20 protein-coding genes are annotated in these 26,129 nt (G+C 65.1%); 16 read left to right on the forward strand and 4 right to left on the reverse strand.

Going from position 1 to position 26,129, the window contains the following annotated elements; translation table 11 throughout:
* Positions 1 to 58 precede the first annotated feature (58 nt).
* The gene (gene ybaL / locus AC1DTQ_RS12020) at positions 59 to 1,747 is read right to left on the reverse strand and encodes a YbaL family putative K(+) efflux transporter (protein ID WP_477849871.1); all 1,689 of its coding nucleotides are present in this window, start codon (positions 1,745 to 1,747) and stop codon (positions 59 to 61) included.
* A 161-nt stretch (positions 1,748 to 1,908) separates the two neighbouring features.
* Complete coding sequence (locus AC1DTQ_RS12025) at positions 1,909 to 4,341, reverse strand: TonB-dependent receptor plug domain-containing protein (protein WP_477849872.1); 2,433 nt, start codon at positions 4,339 to 4,341, stop codon at positions 1,909 to 1,911.
* Positions 4,342 to 4,563: 222 nt separating this feature from the next.
* Here AC1DTQ_RS12025 and AC1DTQ_RS12030 point away from each other — a divergent pair, with 222 nt between their 5' ends.
* Together AC1DTQ_RS12030 and AC1DTQ_RS12035 are read left to right on the forward strand one after the other, a co-directional pair.
* Positions 4,564 to 6,420 carry an ABC-F family ATP-binding cassette domain-containing protein gene (locus AC1DTQ_RS12030; RefSeq protein WP_477849873.1) on the forward strand — a complete coding sequence of 619 codons (1,857 nt, stop codon included), beginning with the start codon at positions 4,564 to 4,566 and terminating at the stop codon, positions 6,418 to 6,420.
* An 80-nt stretch (positions 6,421 to 6,500) separates the two neighbouring features.
* Positions 6,501 to 6,866 (forward strand): FmdB family zinc ribbon protein, encoded by a 366-nt coding sequence (locus AC1DTQ_RS12035; RefSeq protein WP_477849874.1) that lies wholly within the window; start codon positions 6,501 to 6,503, stop codon positions 6,864 to 6,866.
* Positions 6,867 to 6,981: 115 nt separating this feature from the next.
* On the opposite strand, the gene AC1DTQ_RS12040 is transcribed toward AC1DTQ_RS12035, so the two are convergent.
* Entirely contained in the window at positions 6,982 to 7,893 is a 912-nt protein-coding gene (locus AC1DTQ_RS12040; RefSeq protein ID WP_477849876.1) for a DUF3011 domain-containing protein, read from the reverse strand.
* A gap of 152 nt (positions 7,894 to 8,045) precedes the next feature.
* On the opposite strand from AC1DTQ_RS12040, the gene aspS reads away from it, so the two are divergent.
* The gene (gene aspS, locus AC1DTQ_RS12045; RefSeq protein ID WP_477849877.1) at positions 8,046 to 9,797 is read left to right on the forward strand and encodes an aspartate--tRNA ligase; all 1,752 of its coding nucleotides are present in this window, start codon (positions 8,046 to 8,048) and stop codon (positions 9,795 to 9,797) included.
* Positions 9,794 to 10,324 (forward strand): N-acetyltransferase family protein, encoded by a 531-nt coding sequence (locus tag AC1DTQ_RS12050; RefSeq protein ID WP_477849879.1) that lies wholly within the window; start codon positions 9,794 to 9,796, stop codon positions 10,322 to 10,324. The genes aspS and AC1DTQ_RS12050 overlap by 4 nt, the downstream gene beginning before the upstream one ends.
* Positions 10,325 to 10,388: 64 nt before the next feature.
* Here the strand turns inward: AC1DTQ_RS12050 and AC1DTQ_RS12055 are convergent, their stop codons facing one another.
* Positions 10,389 to 12,905, reverse strand: coding sequence for a S8 family peptidase (locus AC1DTQ_RS12055; protein ID WP_477849880.1), 2,517 nt, complete (start codon positions 12,903 to 12,905; stop codon positions 10,389 to 10,391).
* Between the two features lie 433 nt (positions 12,906 to 13,338).
* Between AC1DTQ_RS12055 and AC1DTQ_RS12060 the strand changes: the two genes are divergently transcribed.
* From AC1DTQ_RS12060 to ybgC, 12 genes are all read left to right on the forward strand, one after another.
* The gene (locus tag AC1DTQ_RS12060) at positions 13,339 to 14,178 is read left to right on the forward strand and encodes a DUF6689 family protein (RefSeq protein WP_477849881.1); all 840 of its coding nucleotides are present in this window, start codon (positions 13,339 to 13,341) and stop codon (positions 14,176 to 14,178) included.
* Between the two features lie 80 nt (positions 14,179 to 14,258).
* Complete coding sequence (locus AC1DTQ_RS12065; protein ID WP_477849882.1) at positions 14,259 to 15,137, forward strand: FHA domain-containing protein; 879 nt, start codon at positions 14,259 to 14,261, stop codon at positions 15,135 to 15,137.
* Positions 15,134 to 18,457: a protein kinase domain-containing protein gene (locus AC1DTQ_RS12070; RefSeq protein WP_477849883.1), complete on the forward strand. Its 3,324-nt coding sequence runs from the start codon at positions 15,134 to 15,136 to the stop codon at positions 18,455 to 18,457. The genes AC1DTQ_RS12065 and AC1DTQ_RS12070 overlap by 4 nt, the downstream gene beginning before the upstream one ends.
* Complete coding sequence (locus AC1DTQ_RS12075; RefSeq protein WP_477849884.1) at positions 18,454 to 19,185, forward strand: sensor histidine kinase; 732 nt, start codon at positions 18,454 to 18,456, stop codon at positions 19,183 to 19,185. Before AC1DTQ_RS12070 ends, AC1DTQ_RS12075 begins: the two co-directional genes overlap by 4 nt.
* A 21-nt stretch (positions 19,186 to 19,206) precedes the next feature.
* Positions 19,207 to 19,851: a response regulator gene (locus AC1DTQ_RS12080; RefSeq protein WP_477849885.1), complete on the forward strand. Its 645-nt coding sequence runs from the start codon at positions 19,207 to 19,209 to the stop codon at positions 19,849 to 19,851.
* A 35-nt stretch (positions 19,852 to 19,886) separates the two neighbouring features.
* Positions 19,887 to 20,531 (forward strand): esterase/lipase family protein, encoded by a 645-nt coding sequence (locus tag AC1DTQ_RS12085; RefSeq protein ID WP_477849887.1) that lies wholly within the window; start codon positions 19,887 to 19,889, stop codon positions 20,529 to 20,531.
* 55 nt (positions 20,532 to 20,586) lie between these two features.
* The gene (locus AC1DTQ_RS12090; protein WP_477849889.1) at positions 20,587 to 21,318 is read left to right on the forward strand and encodes a YebC/PmpR family DNA-binding transcriptional regulator; all 732 of its coding nucleotides are present in this window, start codon (positions 20,587 to 20,589) and stop codon (positions 21,316 to 21,318) included.
* A gap of 98 nt (positions 21,319 to 21,416) precedes the next feature.
* Positions 21,417 to 21,938 carry a crossover junction endodeoxyribonuclease RuvC gene (gene ruvC / locus AC1DTQ_RS12095; RefSeq protein WP_477849890.1) on the forward strand — a complete coding sequence of 174 codons (522 nt, stop codon included), beginning with the start codon at positions 21,417 to 21,419 and terminating at the stop codon, positions 21,936 to 21,938.
* A complete protein-coding gene (gene ruvA, locus AC1DTQ_RS12100; RefSeq protein ID WP_477849891.1) occupies positions 21,938 to 22,522 on the forward strand; it encodes a Holliday junction branch migration protein RuvA in 585 nt (194 codons plus the stop codon). The genes ruvC and ruvA overlap by 1 nt, the downstream gene beginning before the upstream one ends.
* A gap of 59 nt (positions 22,523 to 22,581) precedes the next feature.
* Positions 22,582 to 24,510 carry a potassium transporter Kup gene (locus AC1DTQ_RS12105; protein ID WP_477849892.1) on the forward strand — a complete coding sequence of 643 codons (1,929 nt, stop codon included), beginning with the start codon at positions 22,582 to 22,584 and terminating at the stop codon, positions 24,508 to 24,510.
* A gap of 135 nt (positions 24,511 to 24,645) precedes the next feature.
* Entirely contained in the window at positions 24,646 to 25,686 is a 1,041-nt protein-coding gene (gene ruvB / locus AC1DTQ_RS12110) for a Holliday junction branch migration DNA helicase RuvB (protein WP_477849893.1), read from the forward strand.
* The gene (gene ybgC, locus AC1DTQ_RS12115) at positions 25,676 to 26,116 is read left to right on the forward strand and encodes a tol-pal system-associated acyl-CoA thioesterase (protein WP_477849894.1); all 441 of its coding nucleotides are present in this window, start codon (positions 25,676 to 25,678) and stop codon (positions 26,114 to 26,116) included. The genes ruvB and ybgC overlap by 11 nt, the downstream gene beginning before the upstream one ends.
* Positions 26,117 to 26,129: the final 13 nt, after the last annotated feature.

Raw genomic sequence — 26,129 nt, forward strand, 5'->3', positions numbered from 1 at the left:
TTGAAAAAGAAAGCCTGGCAATGCCGGGCTTTCTTCACGGAGCTGGGCTATGCCCGGGTCAACTGGTCTTGCGCAATGCGCGGTACGGCGGAGTCGCCATGATCATTTCCGCCAGCGAATAGGCCAGTTCGCGCTCGGCCATGATCGCGCCATCGGCGCCGTGTTCCAGCAGGTGTTTCACTTCCGCGTCGCTGTGCGCGCGCGCCAGCACGGTCAGCGAGGGATTGATCGCGCGCAGCTTGGCGATGGCTTCGCCTGCTTCCAGCGGCTGCGGGATGGCCAGCACCGCTATCTTGGCTTTGTCGGGCTGCGCTTCGGCCAACACGCGGTCGGAAGCGGCGCTGCCGCGTATGCCGGGGATGCCGTTGGCGTGCGCGCGTTCGATGTTGTGGCCGTTGTCATCGATGACCACCAGCGGCACGCCGCGTTCGCGCAGCACCTGCGCCAAGATGCTGCCGACGCGGCCATAGCCGATCACGATGGCGTGATCGGTCGGATCCAGCGCAGGGCCCGGAGGCAGCTCCGGCTCCAGCGGCACTGCCGCGACCGCATCCGTCTTGGCTTGCCACCTGTCGAACCAGGAGAACATGAAAGGATTGGCGATGATCGACAGCAACGCGCCGGCCAGGATCAGGTCGTGTCCGTCCTGAGGCAGGATCTTGAGCTGCAATCCCAAGCCGGCCAGGATGAAGGAGAACTCGCCGATCTGCGCCAGGCTGATCGCGATGGTCAGCGCGGTGCGCATCGGATGCTTGTAAAGGCGCACGATGGCGAAGGCCACCGCCGCATTACCCACTATGATGATCAGGAAGGTAGCCAGTACCTGCCAGGGTTGATCGATCAAGATCGTGGGATCGAACAACATGCCCACCGAGACGAAGAACAGCACCGCGAAGGCGTCGCGCAACGGCAACGAATCGGCGGCGGCTTTGTGGCTCAATTCCGATTCGTTCAAAAGCATGCCGGCAAAGAACGCGCCCAGCGCGAACGACACGCCGAACAGCGACGCCGCGCCGAACGCCACGCCCAGCGCGATGGCGAGCACAGATAGCGTGAACAGCTCGCGCGATCCGGTGCGCGCGATGTGCTCCAGCGTCCATGGGATCACTCTGCGCCCCACCACCAACATCACCGCCACGAACGCGCCGACTTTCAACAGCGTCAAACCCAGTGCCGCCAGCAACGTGCCTATGCCGCTCTCTCCGGCTTCGCGTTCGCCTGCCAGTGCGGCGGCCATTGCTGGCAACAGCACCAGCGCGAGCACCATTGCCAGATCTTCGACGATCAGCCAGCCGATGGCGATCTTGCCGCGTTGAGTATCCAACAGGCGCCGCTCTTCCAGCGCGCGCAGCACCACCACCGTGCTGGCCACCGATAGCGCCAGGCCGAACACCATGCTGTTCAGCAGCGGCCATTGCAGGTAGTAGCCCAGTGCGGTGCCGAGCAGGGTGACGAACACGATTTGAGCCAGTGCGCCGGGGATGGCGATGGCCTTCACTTCCAACAAATCTTCCAGCGAGAAATGCAGACCCACGCCGAACATCAACAGCATCACGCCTATCTCGGACAGCTGGGTGGCGAGCGCCTGGTCCGCGACGAAGCCGGGGCTGAAAGGCCCGATGCAGATGCCTGCGATGAGGTAGCCGACCAAGGGCGACAGGCGCAGTTTATTGGCGATGGCGCCGAGCACGAAGGCGACGGCCAGACCCACCGCAATAATGTCGATCAGGTCGGTGTCATGGGGCATCCAAATTCCAACATCGGTCTGAGTGGGTCAGTGTCGCCGATGCGGTGTTTCGGGGCAAACCGGAGCTGACCGCGCTGTTCATCGCGACAACGAAAGGCAAAAAAATGCCCCGGCGAAGACCGGGGCATCGGGCGTTGCATGCCGTCAGGCGCGTCAGCGAACTACCACTTGTAGCCGATCTTGGCGTACATGTAGGCGCCGTTGAACCCGTTTGGCGAGCTGGCGCTGTAGACGATCTGGCCGTTGGTGGAATTGGCGAATAGTACTTCGTCCGGATACGAGTCCAGCACGTTGTCGCCACCCAGCGTGAAGTTCCAATTGGCCAGTTTGTAGGTGGCCGAAAGATCGAGTACCCACTGCGCATCGTAGTATTCATCGCGGGTGGTAACGGCCGGGTCGTTGCCGAACAGCACACTGAACTCACCATAGCGGGTCGCGAAGGCATTAAAGGCCCAGTTGCTCACGTTCCAGGTGCCGCCGAGCAGGATCTTGTCGCGCGGAGAACCATCGGTGAAGCGGTTCAATTCCACGCGACCGAAGCGCAATGCTGTCGGGTCGATGGCGGTCAGGCTCGCTGGATTTCCCGCGATGCGGGTGACCTTGGTCTTGTTGTAGTTGTAACCGGCGGTCAGATCCAGAGTGCTGTTGGCGAGCTTCCAGTTGTAAGTACCTACTACATCGATGCCGTCAGTAGTGGTGTCGATAGCATTGGTGAAATAGCGGCCGCCGCCGACGCCCGTGAGTCCTACCGCCGGGGAATTCAGGTAATTGCGCACAGCGGTCGATGTGAGGTTTTCCGACAGCACAATGCGGTCGTCAATCTCGATGCGGTAGGCATCTACGGTGACGTACAGGCCGTCCACGGGTTGCAGCACCAGGCCAAGGCTGTAGTTGGTGGACTCCTCGGCTTTCAGCGGCTCGGCACCCAGTGCGATCGCGGCCGGATCGTTGACACGGAAGGTGAAGATCTCGAAGGGGTTTCCGCCAATGAAATTGGTGGCCGTGGACTGGAAATACTGTTGCTGCAGCGAAGGCGCGCGGAATCCGGTCGAGACTGTGCCGCGCAGAGCCACTTTGTCGGTAAAGGCATATCGGGCCGACAGCTTGCCGGAAGTGGTAGTGCCGAAGTCGCTGTAATCTTCGTAGCGACCAGCGATGCCGGCGGAGAACTTGTCGGTGATGTCCGCTTCCAGGCCAGCGTAGAACGAATAGCTGTGGCGATCGAACTGGCCCGCATTGCTTGGCTTGAAGCCGGCGAAGACCTGCGAGCCGGGTACTGGCGCCGCGGCGCCAGGCGCCACTACGCCACCGTTGATGTAAGAAGCCACTTCGCCCGGCGATTCGTTGAACTTCTCGCCGCGCCATTCCGCGCCCCAGGACGCGGTGACCGGATAGGGCAGGCCCCATTCCAGCTGCTTGTTGAAATCCAGGTTCAGCACGTTCTGGGTGACTTCCAGCGCACCGGCGTAGAACTCGGTCTGCACTGGCGTGATCGTAGTGCCAAGACTGCGGTTGAGGCTGTTGCGCACATCGAAGGTCAGATGGTTCTGGCCATAGTTGTAGCTGATGTCGATATTGGTGCCGCCGGCGGTGGAGGTCTTAAGGCCGCCCACCCAAGTCACGTCTTTGCTGACGTTGAATATGCCCGGCAGGAAGCCATCCGGGTATACCGATGGGATATTGCGCGCGTCGGCCGCGGTACGGAAGAAGCCGTTGGACAGCGCTTCGCGCTTGCTGACGATGCCGTGGGAATAGAAGGTCAGGTAATCGGTGGGGCTGTATTCGCCGTTGTAGGAGAACGCACCCGAATCCACTTCGGGATCACCCTGACGCTGCACGACCTTGCCCATGGGCGGTGCGGTGACCGGCCAGACGGTGACGCCAGGCGAAAGCGTGTAAGGACGCGCGCGGTCGGTCTGGTCCTGATGGCCGCCTTGCGCAGCGAAATGGATGGCGCCGTTTTCGCCGAGCTTGAAACCGACATCGCCGCCCAAATTCCACTGCTCGCCATCGCCGGCGCTGTACTTGCCGAAGGTGGCGTCGATACTGCCGCCCTCACCGCTACCTTTGAGGACGATGTTGATCACGCCGGCGATCGCGTCGGAACCGTATTGCGCCGAGGCGCCATCGCGCAGCACTTCCACCCGCTCAATGGCCGAAACCGGAATCGAGTTCAAATCCGCCGGCGAGGAGCCGCGACCTTGGGTGCCGTTGAGGTTGATCAGGGCGGTGCTGTGGTAGCGCTTGCCATTGACCAGCACCAGTACCTGGTCGGGCGACAGCCCGCGCAGCTGCGCCGGACGCACCGCGTCGGAACCATCGCTGATGGCCGGACGTGGGAAGTTGAGCGAAGGCACGGCACGCGACAGGGCTGTGGCCAACTCAGTGGTGCCGGTGGCTTGCAGCGCTTCGGAAGTAATGATGTCGATGGGCGCCTGCGATTCGGCCACGGTCCGGTCCGCGACGCGGGTACCGGTGACGATCAGAGTGTCCAGGGTCTTGGCTTCTTCAGGAGTCTCCTGGGCCAGGACGGGGGAGGCGACCAGCGCCAGAAAGATTGCGGCGGCGAGCAGAGAGGGCTTGCGATGGGTCATGGCTACTCCAAATGATTTTCTGGGTTCAAGAGACTTCTAAGGGCGGCTCGTTCTTGTCGCTGGTTCTTGTCGCTCGATTCGCCGCGCAGGAGCTGCTGCGACGCATCAAAGTCCGGATTACAGGCATATGACATCCATGTCAATGATTTATTAACAAACGTGTGACCGGCGGTAATAGTTAAACTATGCGACGCGATTCCGTTAATAACCCTGGCTCATCCCGTGATTTCCTTACGTAATTTCGCCCTGCGCAGGGGCGAACGCCTGCTCCTGTCCGATGTCGACCTAACCATGCACGCCGGCTACCGGGTGGGCGTGGTCGGCCGCAATGGCACCGGCAAGTCCAGCTTGTTCGCCGCGATCCGCAACGAAATCGAAGCCGACAAGGGCGATATCGAACTGTCGGGTAGGGTCCGCATCGCCAGCGTGGCTCAGGAAACCCCCTCGCTGCCGGACCCGGCCATCGAATTCGTGCTGTCCGGCGATGTGGAAGTGGCCGCCGCACTGCGTGCCGAAGCCAAGGCCCTGGCCGACGAGGACTGGGAAGCGGTGGCGATGGCCCACCACCGGCTGGAAGAGGTCAACGGCTACGACGCCTCGGCGCGCGCCGGCAAGTTGCTGCATGGTTTAGGGTTCCCTGGGGATACCCACCAACGCGCGGTGTCGTCGTTCTCCGGCGGCTGGCGCGTGCGTCTGAATCTGGCCCGCGCGCTGATGACCCCCAGCGACCTGCTGCTGCTGGATGAGCCCACCAACCACCTGGATCTGGACGCGGTGCTGTGGCTGGAACAGTGGCTGCTGAAATATCCCGGCACCCTGCTGCTGATCTCGCACGACCGCGAGTTCCTGGACAACGTCACCACCCATACGCTGCACCTGCACAGCGGCAAGGCCAAGCTCTACACCGGCGACTACACCGCCTTCGAGCGCCAGCGTTCCGAACAACTGCGTCTGCAGCAGATCACCCATGAGAAATCGCAGGCCGAGCGCGCCCACCTGCAGAGCTTCATCGACCGTTTCAGCGCCAGCGCCGCCAAGGCCAAGCAGGCGCAGTCGCGGGTCAAGCGCCTGGCCAAGATGGCCGGCACCGAAGCCGTGCGCGCCGAACGCGAACTAGTGATCGAATTCGCCCAGCCCGCGCGCCTGCCGTTCTCGTTGATCCGGCTCAACCATGTCGATGCCGGTTATGGCGACACGGTGATCTTGAAAGACGTCGCCTTCGGTCTCGAAGCCGGCGACCGTATCGGCCTGCTGGGCGTCAACGGCGCCGGCAAGTCGACGCTGGTGAAGACCCTGGTCGGCGATCTGGAACCAATTCACGGTGACCGCAGCTGCCACCCCGACGTGCGCATCGGCTACTTCGCCCAGCACACGGTGGAATCGCTGAAGCCCGCACAATCGCCCATCGATCATCTGCGCGACCTGTCGCCGGATGCGCCGACCCAATCGTTCCGCGACTTCCTGGGCAAGTGGAATTTCCCCGGCGACCGCGCTTTCGAAAGCGTCGATGGTTTCTCCGGCGGCGAACGCGCGCGCCTGGCATTGGCGTTGATCGCTTGGCGCCAGCCGAACGTGCTGTTGCTGGACGAACCCACCAACCATCTGGACCTGGAGATGCGCGAGGCCCTGGCCGAAGCGCTGAGCCTGTTCGAAGGCGCCATCGTCATGGTGTCCCATGATCGACATTTGATCGGCCTGGTCTGCGAAACCTATTGGCGCGTCGCCGACGGGGTAGTGGAGCCTTTCGCCGGCGACCTGGACGAATACGCCGCTTGGCTGCGCAGCCGCGCCACCGCGCAGGGCAACAAGCCGCCGAAGATCCCGGAAACTCCGCTGCCTTCGGTAGCCGCGACCAAACCCGCGGCGGCGGCGAAAAAGGTCAATCCGCACAAGCTGGCCCAGGCCGAGGCGCGTGTGGCCGAGCTGGAAGGCAAGCTGGCTGCGCTGGAAACCGAGTTGGCCGATCCTGCGATTTATGCGCAAGGTGGTGCCCGGGTCGCCGAGATCGGCCGCCAGCAAAGCCAGCTGCGCGACGCGCTCGCCACCGCCGAGGCCGAGTGGTCGGCGCTTTACGACTAGACTCATCCCTAACCGGCGCCCTTGCTTCGCCGGCCGCCTGCCCCCAAGAAACAAGCCACCGCACTCAACCGACGTCGTCCATGCCTATCTATGCTTTCCAGTGCGCCGAATGCGGCCACAGTTTCGACCGCCTGCAGAAAATGTCCGATCCTGACCCGGAAACCTGCCCGTCTTGCGGCGCACACCAGGTCAAGCGCCAATTGACCGCGCCTTCGTTCCGTCTGTCCGGCAGCGGTTGGTACGAGACCGACTTCAAGAAGGACGGCGACAAGAAGCGCAACCTCACCGAGGGCAGCGAAGGCATCGGCAAATCGGACGGCAAGTCTTCTGCCGATCCCAAACCGGCCGCTACCGAAACCGCGGGCGCGCCGAAGACCGAGAGCAAGACCGAAGCCAAGCCTGCCCCGCCTGCGGCTGCGCCTTCTTCTTCGCCCTCTTCAAGCTGAAGCGATTGTTTTGCAGATCACGCATATCTTGTTTGCAGAGCACGCATAGCTATAAGTCGTCATTAAAAAACGCCGCCCGAAAGGCGGCGTTTTTTCTTCGGCTTGCAGTGGGCGATCAGCGACTGCCGAAGCGTCCGCGGCAGCCGCGGTCCACCCACAGCTGGTTGCCCGTATAGCCCCAAGTGGAGCCTTCTTGGCAGCTGTTTTTGGAAAGCTTTTCGATCAGCACCGGGCGCCCGTAGCGGCTGTTCCAGGCGCAGGTGCGGCGGCGGTTGTCGTCGCTGCTGCAAGTGACGTTGTAACCGGAACCATTGCCAGGGTTCCAGTTGCCGCCGCCGGCGCTGAACTCGGCGCGGCAACCGCGGTCGACCCAGATCGAGCCATTGCGCTGGCCCCAGGTATCGCCCTCGGTGCAGCGGGCATCGGACAGCTTGCGGGTCAACACCGCGTTGCCGCGGAATCCGGTGGAGCATTCGCGGTAGCGGCCATCGACGCTTTCGCAACGCACGGTGCCGCCGGCGCCGCCGCCTAGGGAGCCTTGCACGAAACGCGCACGGCAGCCGCGATCGACCCAGACCACGCCATTGCCGCTGCCCCAGTTCTGGCCTTCGACGCAGCGGGTGCTGGAAAGATTCTGGCTAAGCGCGGCGCGGCCGCGGAAACCGGTGTTGCACGTGCTGCGGCGGTTGTCCTTGCTTTCGCACAAAACCGAGCCGCCTGGCGAGGGTCCGGGATTCCAGCCGCCACCACCGCCCAGCGAGGTGGCGATGTCCTGTTTGATCCGGCTGAAGGTCCAGTTGGAGCGGTTGACTTGGTCCAGGTAGAAACGCAGCTGGTCGTCGGGGATACGGCGGCCGCGGGATTGTTCCGAATATTCCTGGCCGATCACGCGTTCCTGGTCCTGGCGCGACAGGGTGCGCAGGTTTTCCGGCGCGTAGGCCCTGGTTTGGATCTGCGCCTGGGCCGGGGAGGGGACTGCGATGAGTAGACCGAGCACTACGAGCATGGCTGACAACGTGCGCAACATGGCAGTCTCCAAGGGCGGCAGGGATGGTGCGCGGGAATATACACCCGGTTTATTCAGACCCGATGATGGCGCGGATTTGCCCGAGCAGGGCTGCGGCCTCAAAATAGCGGGCTTTCCGGCCTTGGTTGCCGGAACCGTCTTCCGGAGCCCCCATGCGTACCCATTTCTGCGGCCTCATCGATGAGGCCCTGACCGGCCAGTCCGTCACTCTGTGCGGTTGGACCGATGTCGCCCGCAACCTCGGCGGGGTCTGCTTCATCGACCTACGCGACCACCACGGCATCGTGCAGGTGCTGGTGGAGCCGGAGCAGGTCGAAGTGTTCAAAGTCGCCGCCAGCCTGGGCTACGAGGACGTGCTGCAGGTCGAAGGCGTGGTGCGTGCGCGCCAAAGCGTCAACGACAAGCTCAAAAGCGGGCAAGTGGAAGTGGTCGCCACCCGCATCACCATCCTCAACAAGGCGCAGCCGCTGCCGTTCCACGCCCATGAGAACGCTGGCGAAGAAACCCGCCTGAAGTACCGTTACCTGGATCTGCGCCGCCCCGAGATGCAGCGCATGATGCGCACCCGCACCAAGCTAGTCGCAGCACTGCGGCAGTGGCTGGACGCGCGCGATTTCCAGGACATCGAGACCCCCATCCTGACCAAGGCCACCCCCGAGGGCGCGCGCGACTTCCTGGTGCCGGCACGCATGCATCCCGGCGAGTTCTACGCGCTGCCGCAATCGCCGCAGCTGTTCAAGCAGATCCTGATGGTGGCCGGCTTCGACCGCTATTATCAAATCGCGCGCTGTTTCCGCGACGAAGCGCTGCGCGCCGACCGCCAGCTCGAGTTCACTCAGCTGGACATGGAGTTCGCCTTCGTCAACGAGCGTGATGTGCAGGACACCACCGAGGAGATGATCCGCACGGTATTTCGCGAAGTGATGCAGGTCGAACTGGCCGCCGAATTCCCGCGCATGACTTACGCCGAAGCGATGCGCCGCTACGGTTCGGACAAGCCCGACCTGCGCAATCCGCTGGAATTGCTCGACGTCGCCTCTCTGGTGAAGGACTGCGAGTTCAAAGTCTTCACCGACTGGGCCTCCAACCCGGAAGGCCGCATCGCGGCGCTGCGTATTCCGGGCGGCGCAGTGCTTTCGCGCAAGCAGATCGACGATTTGGGCGCGCACGCGGCCAAGTACGGCGCCAAGGGTCTGGCCTACATCAAGCTGGGAGAAAACGGCGACGTCTCTTCGCCCATCGCCAAGTTCTTCGCCGAGGCCGCCTTTGCGGAGCTGATCGAGGCCACTGGTCTGCAGAAGGGCGACCTGGTGTTCTTCGGTGCCGGCAAATACAACACGGTCAGCGATTTCATGGGCGCGCTGCGCCTGAAGGTCGGCAAGGATCTGGGTCTGGTGGAAGACCGCTGGACGCCGCTGTGGGTCACCGATTTTCCGATGTTCGAATGGGACGAGGAAGCGCAACGTTACGTGGCCCTGCACCATCCATTCACTGCGCCGGCCGTGGACGACATCGTCGATTTGCGCGCCAACGCGAAGACTGCGGTGTCGCGTGGCTATGACATGGTGCTCAACGGCAACGAGATTGGCGGCGGGTCCATCCGTATCCATCGCCCGGACATGCAGAGCGCGGTGTTCGAATTGCTGGGTATCGGCGCGGAGGAAGCCGAGGCCAAGTTCGGCTTCCTGCTGGACGCGCTGAAGTACGGCGCGCCGCCGCACGGCGGCATCGCCTTCGGCATCGACCGCATCGCCGCGTTGATGGCCGGCACCGAATCGATCCGCGACGTCATCGCCTTCCCCAAGACTACGACCGCGCAATGCCTGATGACCGGCGCGCCGTCGCCGATCCCGGACGTGCAACTGGCGGAAGTGCACATTTCCGTGCGTCCGAAACAACCGTGAGCGACGAGTTCGTCATACGTCGGGCCACCCCGGACGACGCCGAAGCGATGTCGCGCATCGCCACCGACACCTTCGTCGAAACCTTCGGCGCGCTGTATCCACCCGAAGATCTGGCGTATTTCCTGCTGAACTCTTATTCGCCGGCAGCGCAGCGGGAGATGCTGGAGAAGGAGTCGGTGGCGATGTGGTTGCTTGAGCGCGATGGTGTGCCGGTCGGACATGCTTGCGCCGGCAGCTGCGGCTTGCCGCATCCCGATGCCAGGCCTGAAGACGGCGAACTCAAGCGGCTCTATGTGCTGCGCGAAGCCCATAACGGGGGCTGGGGATCGAAGCTGTTCGAGACTGCGTTGGAATGGCTGGAGCGCAATGGCCCTCGCACGCTGTGGATTGGAGTTTGGTCGGAAAATCTCGGTGCGCAGCGTTTCTACGGCCGCTATGGATTCCATCGCGTGGGCGAATACAAGTTCCCGGTCGGCAAGACCCTGGACGATGAGTTCATCCTGCGGCGCGGTGTTGGCGGCGCCTGAAAAAGAAACGGCCCGGCGTGAGGCCGGGCCGAAAAGGCGAACATTAGAGAATGCGAGGGTACGCTCAGTCTTCCGCGGCTTGATAAGCGGACTGGTAGCGGCCGGCGGCGACCGCGAAGGCGGCGCGGCTGATCGTCCCGCTGGGATCGAAGTACGCGTGCAGCGTCGGTTGCAGGTCGAACGGACCCTGGGTGACGGTGAAGCGCGCGTTGATCAAACCGTAGTCCAACGCCAATTGCACGTAGCCGCGAAGGCTGCCGGCGATCGAAGCGGCGTCTTCGACGGGGATGCGCTTACCGTCGTAGAACGCGGTGAGCGGGCCGCTGAAGGCGCGCGCTTCGTTCTGCAGGGCCAAACTCTGCACCAACGAGTAGGCGAGGCTGGCCCGGGTCACGTTGTCGTTGGGACGGAACGAGCCGTTGAGCGCTCCCATCACGCCGTCCTGCGACTGGGTCAGGTCGCGCAGGGCGCCGCCCTTGGCGACCGCGGATTCGGCATAGGAGTAGCGCGTATCGCCGATGGACAGGTCGCTCAGGCTGGAGCGGCCGTTCAGCGGAAGGTGCTGGCGCACGCTCTGGCCCATCAGCAGGTATTGCGCCATCTCGCTGCGCTTGAGCACGGCGTCGGGACGGAACTGCTTGTCCGAGTAGCCATCGATCAGGCGGTTGGCGACGGCGAATTCGATGGCCTGCCGCGCCGGGTGGCTGGCGACATCGTTCATGCCGCTGTAGCCGCCGCTGTTGATGAAGCTGATCTCGCCATCGACTGCGCCCGGCGCGGCCCAACCGTTGCTGAGGCCTGTCGGATCGACCGAAGTGCCCGATACCGAACCGATGCCGCGCACGGTGACATGCCAGGTGCCGGCCTTGCCCGGGGCGCCGGTGGTGATGTGTCCGTCATTGCCGGCGACCGGCGCCGGTATGCCGATGGCAGAACCGTACCGGTTGCCGTCCGGATCGATCAGCACCACCGCGACCGTGCTCAGCGTGTCTGCGGTGGCGGTGACCCAGGCCACGTTCGCGCCTACTTCGAACGGCATCGACTCGACTTCGCCGTAAGGCGAGAAATCGATCGAGAACGGGATCGGCGCGCCGCCCGGCGCCAGGAATGCATTTGCGTTGAACTCACGCAACGCGTTGACCGTGCCGCCGAAGCCATGGCGCACGCCGGCGGCTTCGGCCACCGCGGCATAGGCGTTGATATGGCCGGCGCCGGCTTCCCAGGGCAGGCGGCCGGTCATGTTGGCCGCGGTGCGCTCGATGATGTCCTTGACCTGCGCAGGCGTGAGGTTGGGATTGGCTTCCAGCATCAGCGCGATCACGCCGGCGACGTGCGGAGTCGCCATCGAGGTGCCGCTCATATGCGTGTAGAACGGCAGATACGCTGGCGCCAAGGTCTCAGCGTCGTGCTGGGCCTCCAGCGCCGGCAGGCTGCCGGTCGTGTCGCGGATGGAGACGATGTCGACGCCGGTGGCGACGATGGTCGGCTCGTTGATGTAGGTCCACTCGCGCCCATCGGGCATGGTGAAGGTGCCGCTTTCGCCGCGCTTGCCGCGCGAGGAGAAGCCGGTGAGCACGCCGTCCTTCTCGCCAGCGCCGACCGAGATCACCCACGGCGCCTGCGCGTAGGGGTTGTGGGTGTCTTCGCCAGGGCCGTCGTTGCCGGCGGCGAACACGCTGACGATGCCGCGCTTGTACAGTTCGTAGGTAGCGATGTTGACCGGGTTCGACGGATCGAACTTGCCCGAACTGCCCCAGGAATTGCTGGTGACGCGAATCGGGTGGTCGTAGCTGAACTGATGTGTGGCGGCGTAGTCCAGGCCGCCGACCGCGTCCAGCACCAGGATGACCGCGCCCGAGCCGTAACCGACCAGGTCGGCACCCGGCGCCACGCCGCGGTACAACCCGTTGGAGCGCTCGCCGGTGCCACCGATGGTGCCGGCGCAGTGGCTGCCGTGGCCCGAGCCTAGGTCCGTGTTGGGAATGCCTTCGGCGTAGGTCACCGGCACGATGCCGGACGCGACCTCGGTGGCGAGCTCGGCCAGAATGTTCTGCGCACCCAGCACGTTCTGCACCAGGTTCTCGCCGAACTTGACGTCCTCGTGAGTGCCGTCGACGCCGGAGTCGTTGACCATCACGGTCACGCCGGCGCCGCTGAACGGAATCGCGCGGCCGTAGTCGCCTGGATTCTGCACGGTACGCGCGGCGCCGGAGATCTCGCGCGCTTCCTTATTGAAATAACGAAGTGGCGCGTTCCAGTAGATCGAGACCACGTCGTCGCGCTGCGCCAGCGCGCGAATCTCGGCCGGGGTCGCGAGGACGCCGGCTATCGGCAGGGTATGCATGGCCACGCCCTTTTCGATGCCTAGCGACTTCAGCGCGGCAAGCTGGCCAGCGGTGACCGGGCCGGACTGTTCGTAGCTGACCACGATCTGTAATTCGTCGGCGGCGCCGGCGGCCGAGATCCTGGACAGCAGTTGCGGGTCGAGATGGGCATCGGCCAGAGCGACGCCGCTGATGAGCAGGCCAGCGGCAAGGGCGGAAATGCGGAAGGTAGTGGTGCGGGATGCGGAAAGGGACATCGAGCGGCTCCGGGAAACGTCCACAGCGGACGCAGTGGCAGGAGTATCCGCAGCGTGCGCATGGCGCGGCAGCCGGGAATGCCCCTAGCCCGACTGGGTGAAAACCCCCAGCCGGATCGTCTCTATGTAGACGATTCTGTAGACCGGGCGTGGCCGGGACGGAGACCGTGCGGATCACGCCGGAACTGGAAGCGTTTACTGTGACTATCGTGCCATCGCCGATTGCCTGAACCCTTTTCGGCATGAAATTCATCGACGCCACGGCCCCGTCTACGTCGCAAGCCTGGTAACTGAAGTTACGGTCGTCGCCTGAGGGAAACTCCCTACTGGACGTGTGTTTGGGGGTAACCTACGATCCGATGAAATAGTGCGCTAGATCACCGAATTCATGCCGCATGGATCGCAGCACACCGACACACTTAGGGGCCTGCCGATGCGTCGCTTTCTCTCCGCCAGCTGTCTGCTGCTTGTTCTGGCATGCCTTACGGCCACTTCCCCCGCATCGGCGCAATCGTTGCCGGTATCGGTCAACGTATCGGGCGAAACAGCGACGATCGTGGTCGGTTCCGCGTCGACGCCGATCGCAGACCTCACCCTGAGCTTCGACGACGCTAGCAACCTGACCGCAGCCGGGCTCGGCATCAGCGCGCAACTGGTCAATCCCACTGACCCGTCGCTGCTCGCGCGTCTCCCGGCGGCGACGCTGACGCAACTGGATTCCGCATTCCCGTTGCTGATCACCATCGAGCCCACGCTCGCCGGCGGATTGAGCTTCGAGCGGACCGTGCGCGTCGAAGTGCACACCCACCATCTGCCCTACACCGTCGGCAGTTCCCTGCGCCTGTTCAAGGCGCCGCTGGGCGGCCAATTCCGCGACATCAGCGACGAGATCGCGCCCGGCAGCGTGCGCGCGCGCGGCACCACCGGAGGCTTCTCCCAGTTCCTGGTTCTGGCCGATCTACGCGACACCGATGCGGTGGTCGCACAGAAGTTCGCCTGGCTGCGGGCCAAGGTGGCGACCGTGGCCGTCGCCGAACGCGCGTCGCTGGTCGGCTATTTGGATGCCGCCGAAGACAGCGTCGCCAGCGGCGACCACAACGCAGCGTTGCTCGCGCTCGACGCCTTCCGCGCCAGGGTTTCGGCGCGGGCGGGCATCGGCATCGCCCAGCAATGGCGTGCCGCCCGCGACCTGGATAACCCGGCCGGCGAAATGCTGGGGGGAGCGGCCACCTTGAAATTCAGCATCGCCTATCTGCGCGACTTCGGTCCATAGCGAAACCTCGTCCCGACCCGGCTCGGCCGGACGGCGCCAGCGGCGCCGCCACTGAGCCAATGGCGCGCTAAGATCGAAGCATGCACGCCAGATTGATCGCACATCTTCCGGACCATGCGGCCGCATCGCGCACGCTACATGCGGGCGATGTCGTCTGCGTGGGGCGCGGCGAAGGCTGCGGCCTGCAGGTCGCCCACTCGTCGGTCTCGCGCAGGCATGCCGAGCTGCGCTTGGAAGCGGGAGAGTGGCGCCTGCGCGATCTCGACAGCAAGAACGGCACCCAGGTCGATGGCCGCAGGGTGGCCGAAGCCTCGCTGCGCGATGGCGCCTGGCTGCGTTTCGGCGATGTCTACTGCGAATTCAGCGTGCTCAGCGACCGGGAGGCGGAGGCCAGCAAGCAGCGCTTGCAAGCTCGACGCCTGCGGGCCACCGCGCTGACGGCGGGCCTGCAGCCGATCACCGGTTTCGGCGATTTGCTCGACAGCAGTCTGCATGCGGTGATCGAGCTGGCGCATTGCAGCCGCGGATTCGTTCTGCTGCGCGACGGCGACGATTACCTGGTGCGCGCGCACCATGCGCTGGACCCATCGGAACTCCAGCGGCGCGAGTTTTCCGGCAGCGCCGGCGCGCTGCAGCGCGCGCTGCAGGAACGCCGCGCCGTCGTCGTCAACGATATCGGCAGCGAGCCCTGGGCATCGACCCGCGACTCGGTGGTCGCTGGCGGCCTGCGCTCGCTGGTTTGCCTGCCGCTGCTGGACGGGGACGCGCCGCTGGGCGCGATCTACGCCGACCGCTGCGAAGCCGGCGAAGCGATCGACACGCTCGACCTGGATTTGCTCCAGGCCTTCGCCGAGCGCGCGACCCTGTATATCGCCGCGCGCCGCGCGAGCGATGCGCTGAGCGCACGCGATGCGCTGAGATGGCGCGGGCCGGTCGCCGCGCAGGCGCCCAACTCGTGACCTCCGACGAAGCCGCCACCCGCACCGGTCTGTACGCCCACGCCGACTTGCAGCCAGGCGATGTGCTGGCGGATCGCTTCCGCATCGAAGGCTTGATCGGCGTCGGCGGCATGGGCGTGGTGTACCGCGCCACCGACCAGTCGCTCGGCATCCAGGTGGCACTGAAGCTGCTGCGTCCGGAGCTGGCGATGCGGCCAGAGGCCTTCGAGCGGTTCCGCCAGGAACTGTTGTTGGCGCGGCAGGTGTCCAGTCCGCACGTGGTGCGCATCCACGACATCGCCCAGGACGACATGCCGGGACATGGCGGACGCTGGCTTATCAGCATGGACTACATCGAAGGAGAGTCGCTGGACAAGCGGCTCGACCGCGATGGCACACTGCCGCAGGACGATGCGCTGCGCATCGCCCGCCAGATCGCCGAAGGGCTGGGCGCGGCGCATGCGCGCGAGGTGGTGCACCGCGACCTCAAACCCTCCAACGTGCTGATCGATGGCGAGGGAAACGCTTACGTCAACGACTTCGGCGTGGCGCGATCGCTGGTCGGCAGCGGCGCGACCCAGTCCGGCTCCGTGGTCGGTACGCCGGACTATCTATCGCCGGAACAGGCGCGCGGCGAAGCCGTGGACCCGCGCAGCGACCTGTACGCGCTCGGCCTGATTCTCTATGAGATGCTGAGCGGAGAATTGCCGTTCGCGGGCGGCACCATTGCCGAAATCCTGGGACAGCGCATGGTGCGCGCGCCGGTGCCGCTGACCCGGAAGCTGCCCTCACTGCCTCCGTGGATCGCGCGCCTGACCGACAAGCTGCTGCGGCCGCAGCCCGCGCATCGGTTCCAGACTGCGCGTCAGGTGATCGAGGCGATCGACCGCAAACAAGTGCCGCGCGAATTCCATCCCCGGCGCGGCGTCGTGTTCGGCATCTTCGCCGCTTTGGCGGCAATCGCGATCGGTCTCGGCGGGTTCTGGTGGATGCGGCAGGGGCCGGTCGCCGATGCGCCAGCCGCGCCGGCGCTGCATCGCTTGCTGGTGTTGCCGACCGCCGAGGGCGGCGCGGTGTCGGCCGCGACGGCGGCGGCGATCGGCGATCATCTGCGTAACGCGCTGACGGACGCGGGCATCGCCGTCGTCGATGGCGAACGTACTGGACAGACACTGCGTCAGCTTGATCCGACCGGGAGTCTCGCGCCCGATGCCGATGCCGCGCGCCGCCTCGCGATGGCCGACCGCGCGCTGCACGTCGAGTGGCAGGCGATCCGGGGCGGTCTGCGTGTCCGCGGCAAGTTGCGTACGGAAGATGGCGCTTCGCGGATCATCGATGGTCCGTACGCTGCGGATGCGGCCGCCGCGGTCGAGGCCTGGCTGCCGGCGCTGGCGCGCGCGCTCGGGGAAGACAAGGCCGCGGCCGCTATCAAGCTGCCCTCATTGCCCGCCTTGGCCGCCTATGGCGCAGGCCTGCAGGCCAGGCAGGACGGCGACCTGCTGGCGGCGCTCGGGCATTTCCAGGAAGCCACGGCGGCGGCGCCCACCGATCTCGCGGCATGGCTGGCGCAGGCCGACGCAGCGTTGGCGATCGGCGAGGACGAAAAGTCATCGCTGGCGCTCGACGCCGCCACGCGCAACGCCGCGCGCGCGCCGGAATCGTTGCGTAGCCGTTTGAGCGCCGCACGCGCGTTGCTCGATGGCGATGCCCCCGCCGCGGTCGCCGCGTGGCGCGTGTCCGCTGCGCGCAGGCCCGACGATACCTTCGCTGCGTTGAACCTGGGGCGCGCGCACGGCGCCGGCGGCGATTTTCCGGTCGCGATCGCGGCTCTGGAAGCGCTTTCGCGACGCGACGGCAACGATCCGCGCATCTGGTTCGAACTGGGCAAGTTCTCGATCCTGCAGGGCGATGCGCGCCGTGCCGTCGACGATTACCTGGTGCGCGCGCTGGTGCTCTACAAGCGCGGCCGCGATGCGTACGGGCAGGCCGAGGCGGTCAACGCGCTCGGGGTCGGTTACGGGCGTCTCGGCCAAACCGCGGACGCCGAAGAGCAATATCGCAAGGCCGTCGAACTGCGCGGCGCGCTCGGTAACCGGCGTGGCGTGGCCACCAGTCTGCGCAACCTGGCCGCCATCCTGAGCCTGCGCGGCAAGTTCGACGAGGCAGCGACGCAACTCGAGCAAGCGCGCACGATCTATGCCGCGCTCGGCAACCGCGACGGCCTCGCAGCGGCGGAAAACGAATTGGGCCTGTTGCACGAGGAGCGCGGCGATTATCCCGTCGCGTTGAAGGCTTTCAGGCGCGCGCTGCAGGCGTGGCAGGCGGCGGGCGATGCGCATGGTGCGGCGGAGACGCTCAACCACGTCGGCTTCGCTCACTATCAGTTGGGCGCCTACGACAATGCGCAGGCCTTCTGGCAGCAAGCGGCGGACGCCTACGCCAAGCTCGGCGACGACACCGGACACGTCCGCACCGCGCAGAATCTGGCCTTGCTCGACATGGCGCGCGGGCGCTGGGACAAGGCGAGGCAACGTTTGGACGAATCGCTGGCGGTGGCCCAGAAGCAGCAAATGCTGGAGGAGATGGCGGTCTGCCATCGCAACCTCGCCGAACTGGAGCTGTGGCAGGGCCGGCTCGACCTGGCGCTGGAACAGGCGGCGAAAGCGCAGGCGATGTTCCGCCAGCGCGAGGACCAGCGCGGCCTGACCGACACGGGTCTACTCGGAATACAGGCATTGCTGGCCGCCCACGCCGACGACCGCGCGCGCAAGGAGCTCGATGCGCTGGCGGAACCCTTGCGGGCGTCGCCGCTGGAGCAGCGCGCGATCGCCGCGACCTTGGAAGCAGAACTCGCGCGACGCGGCGGCGATTCGGGCAAAGCGGCACAGGCGTTCGCGCGCGCGCAGGGGCTGGCCGACGCATCCGGCGTGCGGCAACTGCAACTCCAGATCGCTCTTCTGCGGAATCCCGGCGATCCGTCGCTCGATGCGGAAACCGCGGCGCTAGGCCATGCCGGCCTGCGTCTGGTCTGGCTGGAGCAGTCTTTGGCGCGCGCGATCGCTGCGGGCGACGACGCGCGTGCGTTAGCGCATTACCGCGAATCGCTAGGCCTGTTGCGCGGTGACGCCTATCAGCGCGCGTTCCGCTTGCATGCGCTGGGCGCGGGCGCGTTCTCGCGGACCGGCGAGCGGGCTTCCGCTGCGACCGCGACCGCAGCGATGCGCGCGAGCCTGGAGGACTTGCGTGCGCACGTTCCGGCGGCCCTGCGTCCGGGGTTCGACGCCGTGCCGGAAATCGCGGCGGCGGACGCGCCGCCGCAGGTCGCCGGGATTGGGCCATGAACGACGCCATGGGCGACGACGACCTGCGAGCGCAATACCAGCGCCTGCTGCAGCGGATAGAGGCCAACGAAGGTGAATTCCGGCGGCTCGGGCGCTCGGTCTGGCGCGTGCAGGAGGACGAACGCCGTCGGCTGGCGCGGGAATTGCACGACGGCATCGGCCAGAACCTGACCGCGCTCAAACACCAGCTCGCGCTGGTGGCGACGGCGCTGCCGCCGGCGCAGGCGGGCTTGCACGGCAAGCTCGAAGCCGCCATCGCGTTGTGTACGGAAACGCTGGAAGACACCCGCGAACTTTCGCGCCTGTTGCGTCCGCCGATCCTGGACGACCTGGGCCTGGAGCCAGCTTTGCGCTCGCTCGCTCGCAGCCTGCGCGCCGGCGGCGGGCCCGAGGTCGAGCTCGACTTCGATCCCGAGGTTCTGCCGGCACTGAACGACGATCTGCAGACGTTGTTGTTCCGTGTCGTCCAGGAAGCACTGAACAACATCGTCAAGCATGCGCAGGCGAACCAAGCCAGGGTGCAGTTGCGCAAGCGCGGCAACGAGCTGCGTCTGCTGGTGGAGGACGATGGTCGCGGTTGCGACCCTGCGCTCGCCCTGGGCAGCGGCGGCAGCGGATTGGGCGGTATGCGCGAGCGCCTACGCCTGTATGGCGGCAGGTTCGAGATCCAATCCGCTGCTGGCGGCGGAACCCGCGTGCTGGCGGCGGTCACGCTTGACGCGGGCTGAGACGGCATGCAGGTTAGGGCGATGACCCCTGTGCGCATCCTTGTCGCCGACGACCATACCGTAGTGCGGGAAAGCCTCGTCGGCCTGCTGGAGGCGGCGGAAGGTCTGCAAGTGGTGGCGCAGGCCGCGGATGGCATCGATACGATCGAAAAGGCCATGGCGACCCGGCCGGACGTGGTCATCGTCGACATCTCGATGCCGCGGCTGAACGGCATCGAGGTGGTGCGCCGCCTGCGCGAGGCGCTGCCCGACACGCGCGTGCTGGTGCTGACCATGCATCAGGAAGAGGAATACGTGTTGCATGTGGTGCGCGCCGGCGCGGCCGGCTACCTGGTCAAGGACAGTTCCGGCGCCGAATTGGTAAGCGCCGTGCGCAATCTGCACGCCGGCCGCGGTCATTTCAGCCCGCAGGCGGCCAAGACCCTGGCCGAGCAGCTATACAACCCGCAGCGCGCGGTCGTCGACCCGTACCGCGCGCTGACATCACGCGAGCGCGAGGTCTTCCACCTCATCATTGAAGGCCTGACCACCAAGGAAATCGCGCGCAAGCTGGAAATCAGCGCCAAGACCGCCGAGAACCACCGATCTCGCGTGCTCGACAAGCTCGATGTGCGCAACACCGCCGAACTGGTGCGGTACGCCGTGCATCATGGGCTGCTCGACTGATGCGGCACGGGCAGGAGCTTCCAGAACAGGCGCGGATGGACGGCGGATGCGCGCTGCCGGTGGTTCCGCACGTCCTGCTTCTGCATGGCATCTGGAACGCCAAGGCCTGGCTCGGTCCGTTGGCGGCGCGGCTGCGCGCGGCTGGGTTCGGTGTCGAGGTATTCGGGTATCCCAGCGTGTTCGGTGGGCCGGAAGTGGCTATTCCGCATCTGATCGCCCGATTGCGGGACAGCGAGCCGGTGGCGCTGCTGGGCCACAGCCTGGGCGGTTTGATCGCACTGGAAGCCCTCAATCGCGAACCTGATCTGCCGGTGACGCGGGTGGTCTGTCTGGGTTCGCCTTTGCGCGGCAGCCATGCGGCCCGCGGACTGGCGGGGCGGGCGTGGACTTCGCCGGCGCTGGGCCGCAGTGCCGGCCTGCTGCTGCGCGGCTTCGAGCGATGGGAAGGCAAGCAACCAGTGGGCATGGTCGCGGGCAATGTGCCGCATGGCCTGGGGCGCTATTTCACAAGTTTCGAGGACGAATCCGACGGTACCGTTGCTGTCGCGGAAACCCGTCTTCCGGGGCTGACCGATCACTGTGTGGTGGCGTCCAGCCATAGCGGACTGGTCTTCTCCACCGCTGCGGCCTCGCAGGCCATGCACTTCCTGCGGGAAGGGCGATTCCAGCACCCTGCGTGAGGGTTGCCGCGCCGGTATAATTCGCGGCTTAGCCAAGCAATAGTCCGGAATACCTATGGGTCGTGGTCCCTCGATCGAAGGCCGCAAGAACGCCACCGACGCCAAGCGCGGCAAGATCTTCACCAAGATCATCCGCGAGATCGGCGTGGCCGCGCGCGCCGGCGGTGGCGACCTAGCCAACAATCCGCGCCTGCGTACGGCGGTGGACAAGGGCTTGTCGGCGAACATGTCCAAGGACGTGATCGAGCGCGCCATCAAGAAAGCCACTGGCGAACTGGAAGGCGTGGAATTCGAGGAAATCCGCTATGAAGGCTATGCGCCCGGTGGCGTCGCCGTGATCGTCGACTGCCTGACCGACAACCGCGTGCGCACCGTGGCCGAGGTGCGCCATGCCTTCGGCAAATGCGGCGGCAACATGGGCGCCGAAGGCTCGGTCGCCTTCATGTTCCGCAAGCTGGGCGTGCTGAGTTTCGCCGCCGGCGCCGACGAGGATGCGATCACCGAAGCGGCCATCGAAGCCGGCGCCGACGATGTGGTGGTGTATCCGGAAGACAGCGCTATCGACGTGCTGACTTCGCCGGACGCATTCCTTGCGGTGAAAGAAGCGATGGAAGCCGCGGGCATCGCCGCCGACCATGCGGAGATTACGATGCGCGCCGACAACGACATCGCCGTGGAGGGCGACATCGCCCTGCAGGTGGTCAAGCTGCTGGATATGCTGGAAGACCTGGACGACGTGCAGAGTGTCTATTCCAACGCCGACCTGGGCCAGGACGCTTACGCGTAGACTCCGGCAGTGATCCGCATCCTAGGCACCCTTCGGCTTCGGCCGCTCCGCGTCCTGCGCTCAGGGCATTCGGAAAGCCCGCCCTTCGGGATGGCTTCGTGACCCGCATACTGGGTATAGACCCCGGTTCCCAGCGCACCGGCGTCGGCATCATCGATGTCGATGCGGCGGGCAAAACCACCCACGTCTACCATGCGCCGCTGCTGCTGCTGGGCGATGGCGATTTCGCCCAGCGCCTCAAGCGCCTGCTGATGGGATTGGCCGAAGTGATGGAAACCTATCGTCCCGACGAGGTCGCCATCGAGCAGGTGTTCATGGCGCGCAATCCCGATTCGGCGTTGAAGCTGGGCCACGCGCGCGGTGCAGCGATCTGCGCGGTGGTTTTGCGCGACCTGCCCGTGCACGAGTACGCAGCCAAGGAAGTGAAGCTGGCGGTAGTGGGCAAGGGCAGCGCGGACAAGGTGCAGATCCAGCACATGGTCGGCATCATGCTCAACCTCAAAGGCAAGCTGCAGGCCGACGCGGCCGATGCGCTGGCCGTGGCGATCACCCACGCGCACGTACGCGCGACGGCGAATAGACTTGGTGTCAATGTTCGCGAAGCCTGGGGAAGGAAGTAATGATCGGGCGTCTGCGCGGCATCCTCGCCTACAAGCAACCACCGTGGCTGGTGATCGATGTGGGCGGAGTGGGCTATGAGCTGGAAGCGCCTATGAGCACCTTCTACGACCTGCCTGATGTGGGCCGCGAAGTGATCTTGTTCACCCACCACGCGCAGCGCGAGGACAGCGTGTCGCTGTATGGCTTCCTGCGCGAGAGTGAGCGCAGGCTGTTTCGCGATGTGCAGAAAGTAAGCGGCATCGGCGCCAAGATCGCGCTGGCGGTGCTGTCTGGGGTGTCGGTGGACGAGTTCGCGCGACAGGTGCAGACCGGCGACGTGGTCGCGTTGACCCGCATCCCCGGCATCGGCAAAAAGACCGCCGAGCGCATGGTGGTGGAACTGCGCGACCGCGTGGTCGACCTGGGCAGCAATCCGCTGGGTTCGCCCAGCCTCCCCAACGATCCGCAGTCCGAAGCCACCATCGCCTTGCAGCAGTTGGGTTACAAGCCGGCCGAGGCGGTGCGCATGGCGCGCGAGGCCGTGGCGCCCGGCGACGATGCCGCCATGATCATCCGCAAGGCTCTGCAATCGGCGCTGCGCTGAGCGCCGGTCCGGTTTCCTAGAGCTTCTCCTCACATTCTCCGCGCTACGCTTAGGCAGCCATGTCAGTTACTTCTTCTCCACAGGCGCCGGCCGGTCATTCCGGCGAACACGGTCATGGCAAGGCAGGCCTGGCTGCGCTGGTGGCGGGTGCCGTGGGCGTGGTGTTCGGCGACATCGGCACCAGCCCGCTCTACACCATCAAGGAAATGTTCCACCCGCACTTCGGCCTGAAGCCGGACGCGGACACGGTGCTAGGCCTGCTGTCGCTGGGTTTCTGGTCGCTGATCCTGATCGTGACGCTGAAGTACGTGATCGTGATCATGCGCGCCGACAACGAAGGCGAGGGCGGCATCATGGCTTTGACCGCGCTGGCCCAGCGCAGCCTGAAAAAAGGCTCGCGCATGAGTTATACGGTCGGCATCCTGGGCATCTTCGGCGCGTCGCTGTTCTTCGGCGACGGCATGATCACTCCGCCCATCACCGTGCTCGGTGCGGTGGAAGGCCTGAGTGTGATTTCCGCCGGACTGACGCGGTGGGTGGTGCCGATAAGCCTGGTGATCCTGGTGGGTTTATTCGCCTTCCAGCGTTTCGGCACGGCCAAGGTGGGCAAGATCTTCGGCCCGGTGATGATCACCTGGTTCGTGGTGTTGGCGGTGATCGGCGCACACAACATCAGCGGCTTCCCCAGCGTGCTGCGCGCGCTCAATCCGTACTGGGCCTGGGAATTCTTCATCACCCACGACTGGCACGCGCTTTTCATCCTGGGCGCGGTGGTGCTGACCGTGACCGGTGGCGAGGCGCTGTATGCCGACATGGGCCATTTCGGAAAAAAACCTATCCGTTGGGCCTGGTTCGCCTTCGTGCTGCCGGCATTGGTGCTGAACTACTTCGGGCAGGGAGCGGTGCTGCTGGAGCATCCAGAAGCGGTGGAAAACCCATTCTTCATGTCGATACCCGAGTGGGGGAGGATCCCGATGACGGTGCTGGCCACCGTCGCGGCGGCGATCGCCTCGCAGGCCGTGATCACCGGCGCGTTCTCGGTCACCCGCCAGGCCATCCAGCTCGGTTACCTGCCGCGGCTGTCGATCAAATACACCTCACAGGACACCATCGGCCAGATCTATGTGCCGTCGATCAACCTGATGCTGCTGCTGGCGGTGATCGTGCTGGTGCTGGTGTTCCGCAGTTCCACCGCGCTGGCGACGGCCTACGGGTTGTCGGTCACCGGCACCATGTTGATCGATACCCTGTTGCTGGCCATGGTGGCGTATACGCGCTGGCCGGATTCGCGCAAGTGGGTATTGCCGCTGTGCGCGCTGTTCCTGCTGATCGACCTGGCGTTCCTGATCGCTAACGGGGCCAAGCTGTTCTCCGGCATCGGCGCCTGGGTGCCGCTATTCATCGGCATCGTGGCGTTCCTGCTGATGCGCACCTGGCGCCGCGGCCGCGAACTGCTGCATGCCGAAGTGCAGAAGGAAGGCATCAAGCTGGACAGCTTCCTGCCCGGTCTGATGCTGGCTCCGCCGACCCGGGTGCCTGGCACCGCGATCTTCATGACCGCGGATCAGGGCGTGGTGCCGCATGCCTTGCTGCATAACCTCAAGCACAACAAAGTCCTGCACGAGCGCAATGTGTTCCTGACCGTGGAAACGCTCAACGTTCCGCACGCGCCCAAGGAAAAACGCCTGAAGATGTACGCCATCGGCGACGATTTTTATCGCGTGATTATCAGTTACGGCTTCACCGAGACGCCGGACGTGCCGCAATCGCTGATGGGCTCCTGCGACAAGGGCGGCATCTATTTCGATCCGATGGAGACCACTTATTTCGCCAGCCGCGAAACCATCGTGGCCAGCGCCCATCGCGGGATGCCGGTCTGGCGCGACAAGCTGTTCGCGGTCATGCACCGGAATGCGGCGCCGGCCACGGGATTCTTCCGTATTCCCGGCAACAGGCTGGTCGAGCTGGGCGCGCAGGTGGAGATCTGACGCTCTTGCTTTTGCCCCCTTTGGAAAAGGGGGTTATGGGGGATTTGCGCTTGATCTTGTTACCGCGCCAAGAGCAAATCCCCCTCGGTCCCCCTTTTTCAAAGGGGGAGGCGTCGCATCCCGCATAATGGCTCCATGACCGACGACCGCATCCTCACCGCCGCGGCCACCCGCGAAGACGACGTACTGGAAGCCAGCATCCGGCCCCGGAAGCTGGACGAATACCTGGGCCAGAAGCCGGTCCGCGATCAGCTTTCCATCTACATCGAGGCCGCCCGGGGCCGTGGCGAAGCCATGGACCACGTGCTGATCTTCGGACCGCCGGGGCTGGGCAAGACCACACTCAGCCACGTCATCGCCAACGAACTGGGCGTCAATCTGCGCGTCACTTCCGGCCCGGTGATCGAGAAGGCCGGCGATCTGGCCGCGCTGCTGACCAACCTGCAACCGCACGACGTGCTTTTCATCGACGAGATCCACCGCCTCTCGCCGGTGGTCGAAGAAGTGCTGTATCCGGCGATGGAAGATTTCCAGATCGACATCATGATCGGCGACGGTCCGGCCGCGCGTTCGATCAAACTCGACCTGCCGCCATTCACCTTGATCGGGGCCACAACCCGCGCAGGGCTGCTCACCGCGCCCTTGCGCGACCGTTTCGGCATCGTGCAGAGGCTGGAGTTCTACAACGTGCAGGAACTGACCCAGATCGTGCGGCGCTCGGCGAAGATCCTCAACATCGATTGCGTGGCCGAAGGCGCGGCGGAGATCGCCAATCGCTCGCGAGGCACCCCGCGCATCGCCAATCGCCTACTGCGCCGCGTGCGCGATTTCGCCCAGGTCAGGGCGCAGGGCCACATCGATCACGAGGTGGCCAAGGCGGCGATGGTCATGTTGAACGTCGATCCGGAAGGCTTCGACGAACTCGATCGCCGCCTGCTGCGATTGATCATCGAGAACTTCGACGGCGGCCCGGTCGGGGTGGAATCGGTGGCGGCGGCCTTGTCGGAAGAGCGGGGCACGCTGGAAGACGTGATCGAGCCCTACCTCATCCAGCAGGGCTTCTTGGTGCGCACCGCACGTGGCCGTATGGCTACGCCCAAAGCCTACCGGCACCTGGGTTTGAAGCCCCTCAAGCCGGCTGCGGATCTGTTCGTGGAGAACGACGATGCGGGCTGATTCGCAGGCCGACGACCTGCGGTTCAGTTGGCCGACACGCGTGTATTGGGAAGATACCGACGCCGGTGGCGTGGTCTACCACGCGCAATATGTTGCTTTCCTGGAACGCGCACGCACCGAATGGCTGCGTTTCCGCGGTCACGGGCAGGAACAATTGCGCAACGACCACGACCTGGTCTTCGCGGTCCGCGCGATGCAATTGGACTTCCTGCGCCCGGCGCGGCTAGACGATCTGCTGACCGTGACCGTGGAAATCCGCGCCTGCAAGCGCGCCAGCGTGGTGTTCACGCAATCCATCCTGCGTGGCGATGAGGTGCTGCTTACCGCCGAAGTGCGGGTTGCGGTGCTGACCGCGAGCGGTTTCAGACCCAAAGCCGCACCTGATGCGTTGTACGAAGAATTCAAGGCACTGGAAGTGCCAAACACCTGACGAGCCGCCCCTG

The organism is Pseudoxanthomonas sp. P4_B2, assembly GCF_056402315.1.

Excerpts from the sequence above, each read along its gene's own strand:
- ybaL (WP_477849871.1), bottom strand. The coding sequence starts at position 1,747 with ATGCCCCATGACACCGACCTGATCGACATTATTGCGGTGGGTCTGGCC.
- AC1DTQ_RS12025 (WP_477849872.1), bottom strand. The coding sequence starts at position 4,341 with ATGACCCATCGCAAGCCCTCTCTGCTCGCCGCCGCAATCTTTCTGGCG.
- AC1DTQ_RS12035 (WP_477849874.1), top strand. The coding sequence starts at position 6,501 with ATGCCTATCTATGCTTTCCAGTGCGCCGAATGCGGCCACAGTTTCGAC.
- AC1DTQ_RS12040 (WP_477849876.1), bottom strand. The coding sequence starts at position 7,893 with ATGTTGCGCACGTTGTCAGCCATGCTCGTAGTGCTCGGTCTACTCATC.
- aspS (WP_477849877.1), top strand. The coding sequence starts at position 8,046 with ATGCGTACCCATTTCTGCGGCCTCATCGATGAGGCCCTGACCGGCCAG.
- AC1DTQ_RS12055 (WP_477849880.1), bottom strand. The coding sequence starts at position 12,905 with ATGTCCCTTTCCGCATCCCGCACCACTACCTTCCGCATTTCCGCCCTT.
- AC1DTQ_RS12060 (WP_477849881.1), top strand. The coding sequence starts at position 13,339 with ATGCGTCGCTTTCTCTCCGCCAGCTGTCTGCTGCTTGTTCTGGCATGC.
- AC1DTQ_RS12065 (WP_477849882.1), top strand. The coding sequence starts at position 14,259 with ATGCACGCCAGATTGATCGCACATCTTCCGGACCATGCGGCCGCATCG.
- AC1DTQ_RS12075 (WP_477849884.1), top strand. The coding sequence starts at position 18,454 with ATGAACGACGCCATGGGCGACGACGACCTGCGAGCGCAATACCAGCGC.
- AC1DTQ_RS12080 (WP_477849885.1), top strand. The coding sequence starts at position 19,207 with ATGACCCCTGTGCGCATCCTTGTCGCCGACGACCATACCGTAGTGCGG.
- AC1DTQ_RS12085 (WP_477849887.1), top strand. The coding sequence starts at position 19,887 with ATGGACGGCGGATGCGCGCTGCCGGTGGTTCCGCACGTCCTGCTTCTG.
- AC1DTQ_RS12090 (WP_477849889.1), top strand. The coding sequence starts at position 20,587 with ATGGGTCGTGGTCCCTCGATCGAAGGCCGCAAGAACGCCACCGACGCC.
- ruvA (WP_477849891.1), top strand. The coding sequence starts at position 21,938 with ATGATCGGGCGTCTGCGCGGCATCCTCGCCTACAAGCAACCACCGTGG.
- AC1DTQ_RS12105 (WP_477849892.1), top strand. The coding sequence starts at position 22,582 with ATGTCAGTTACTTCTTCTCCACAGGCGCCGGCCGGTCATTCCGGCGAA.
- ruvB (WP_477849893.1), top strand. The coding sequence starts at position 24,646 with ATGACCGACGACCGCATCCTCACCGCCGCGGCCACCCGCGAAGACGAC.
- ybgC (WP_477849894.1), top strand. The coding sequence starts at position 25,676 with ATGCGGGCTGATTCGCAGGCCGACGACCTGCGGTTCAGTTGGCCGACA.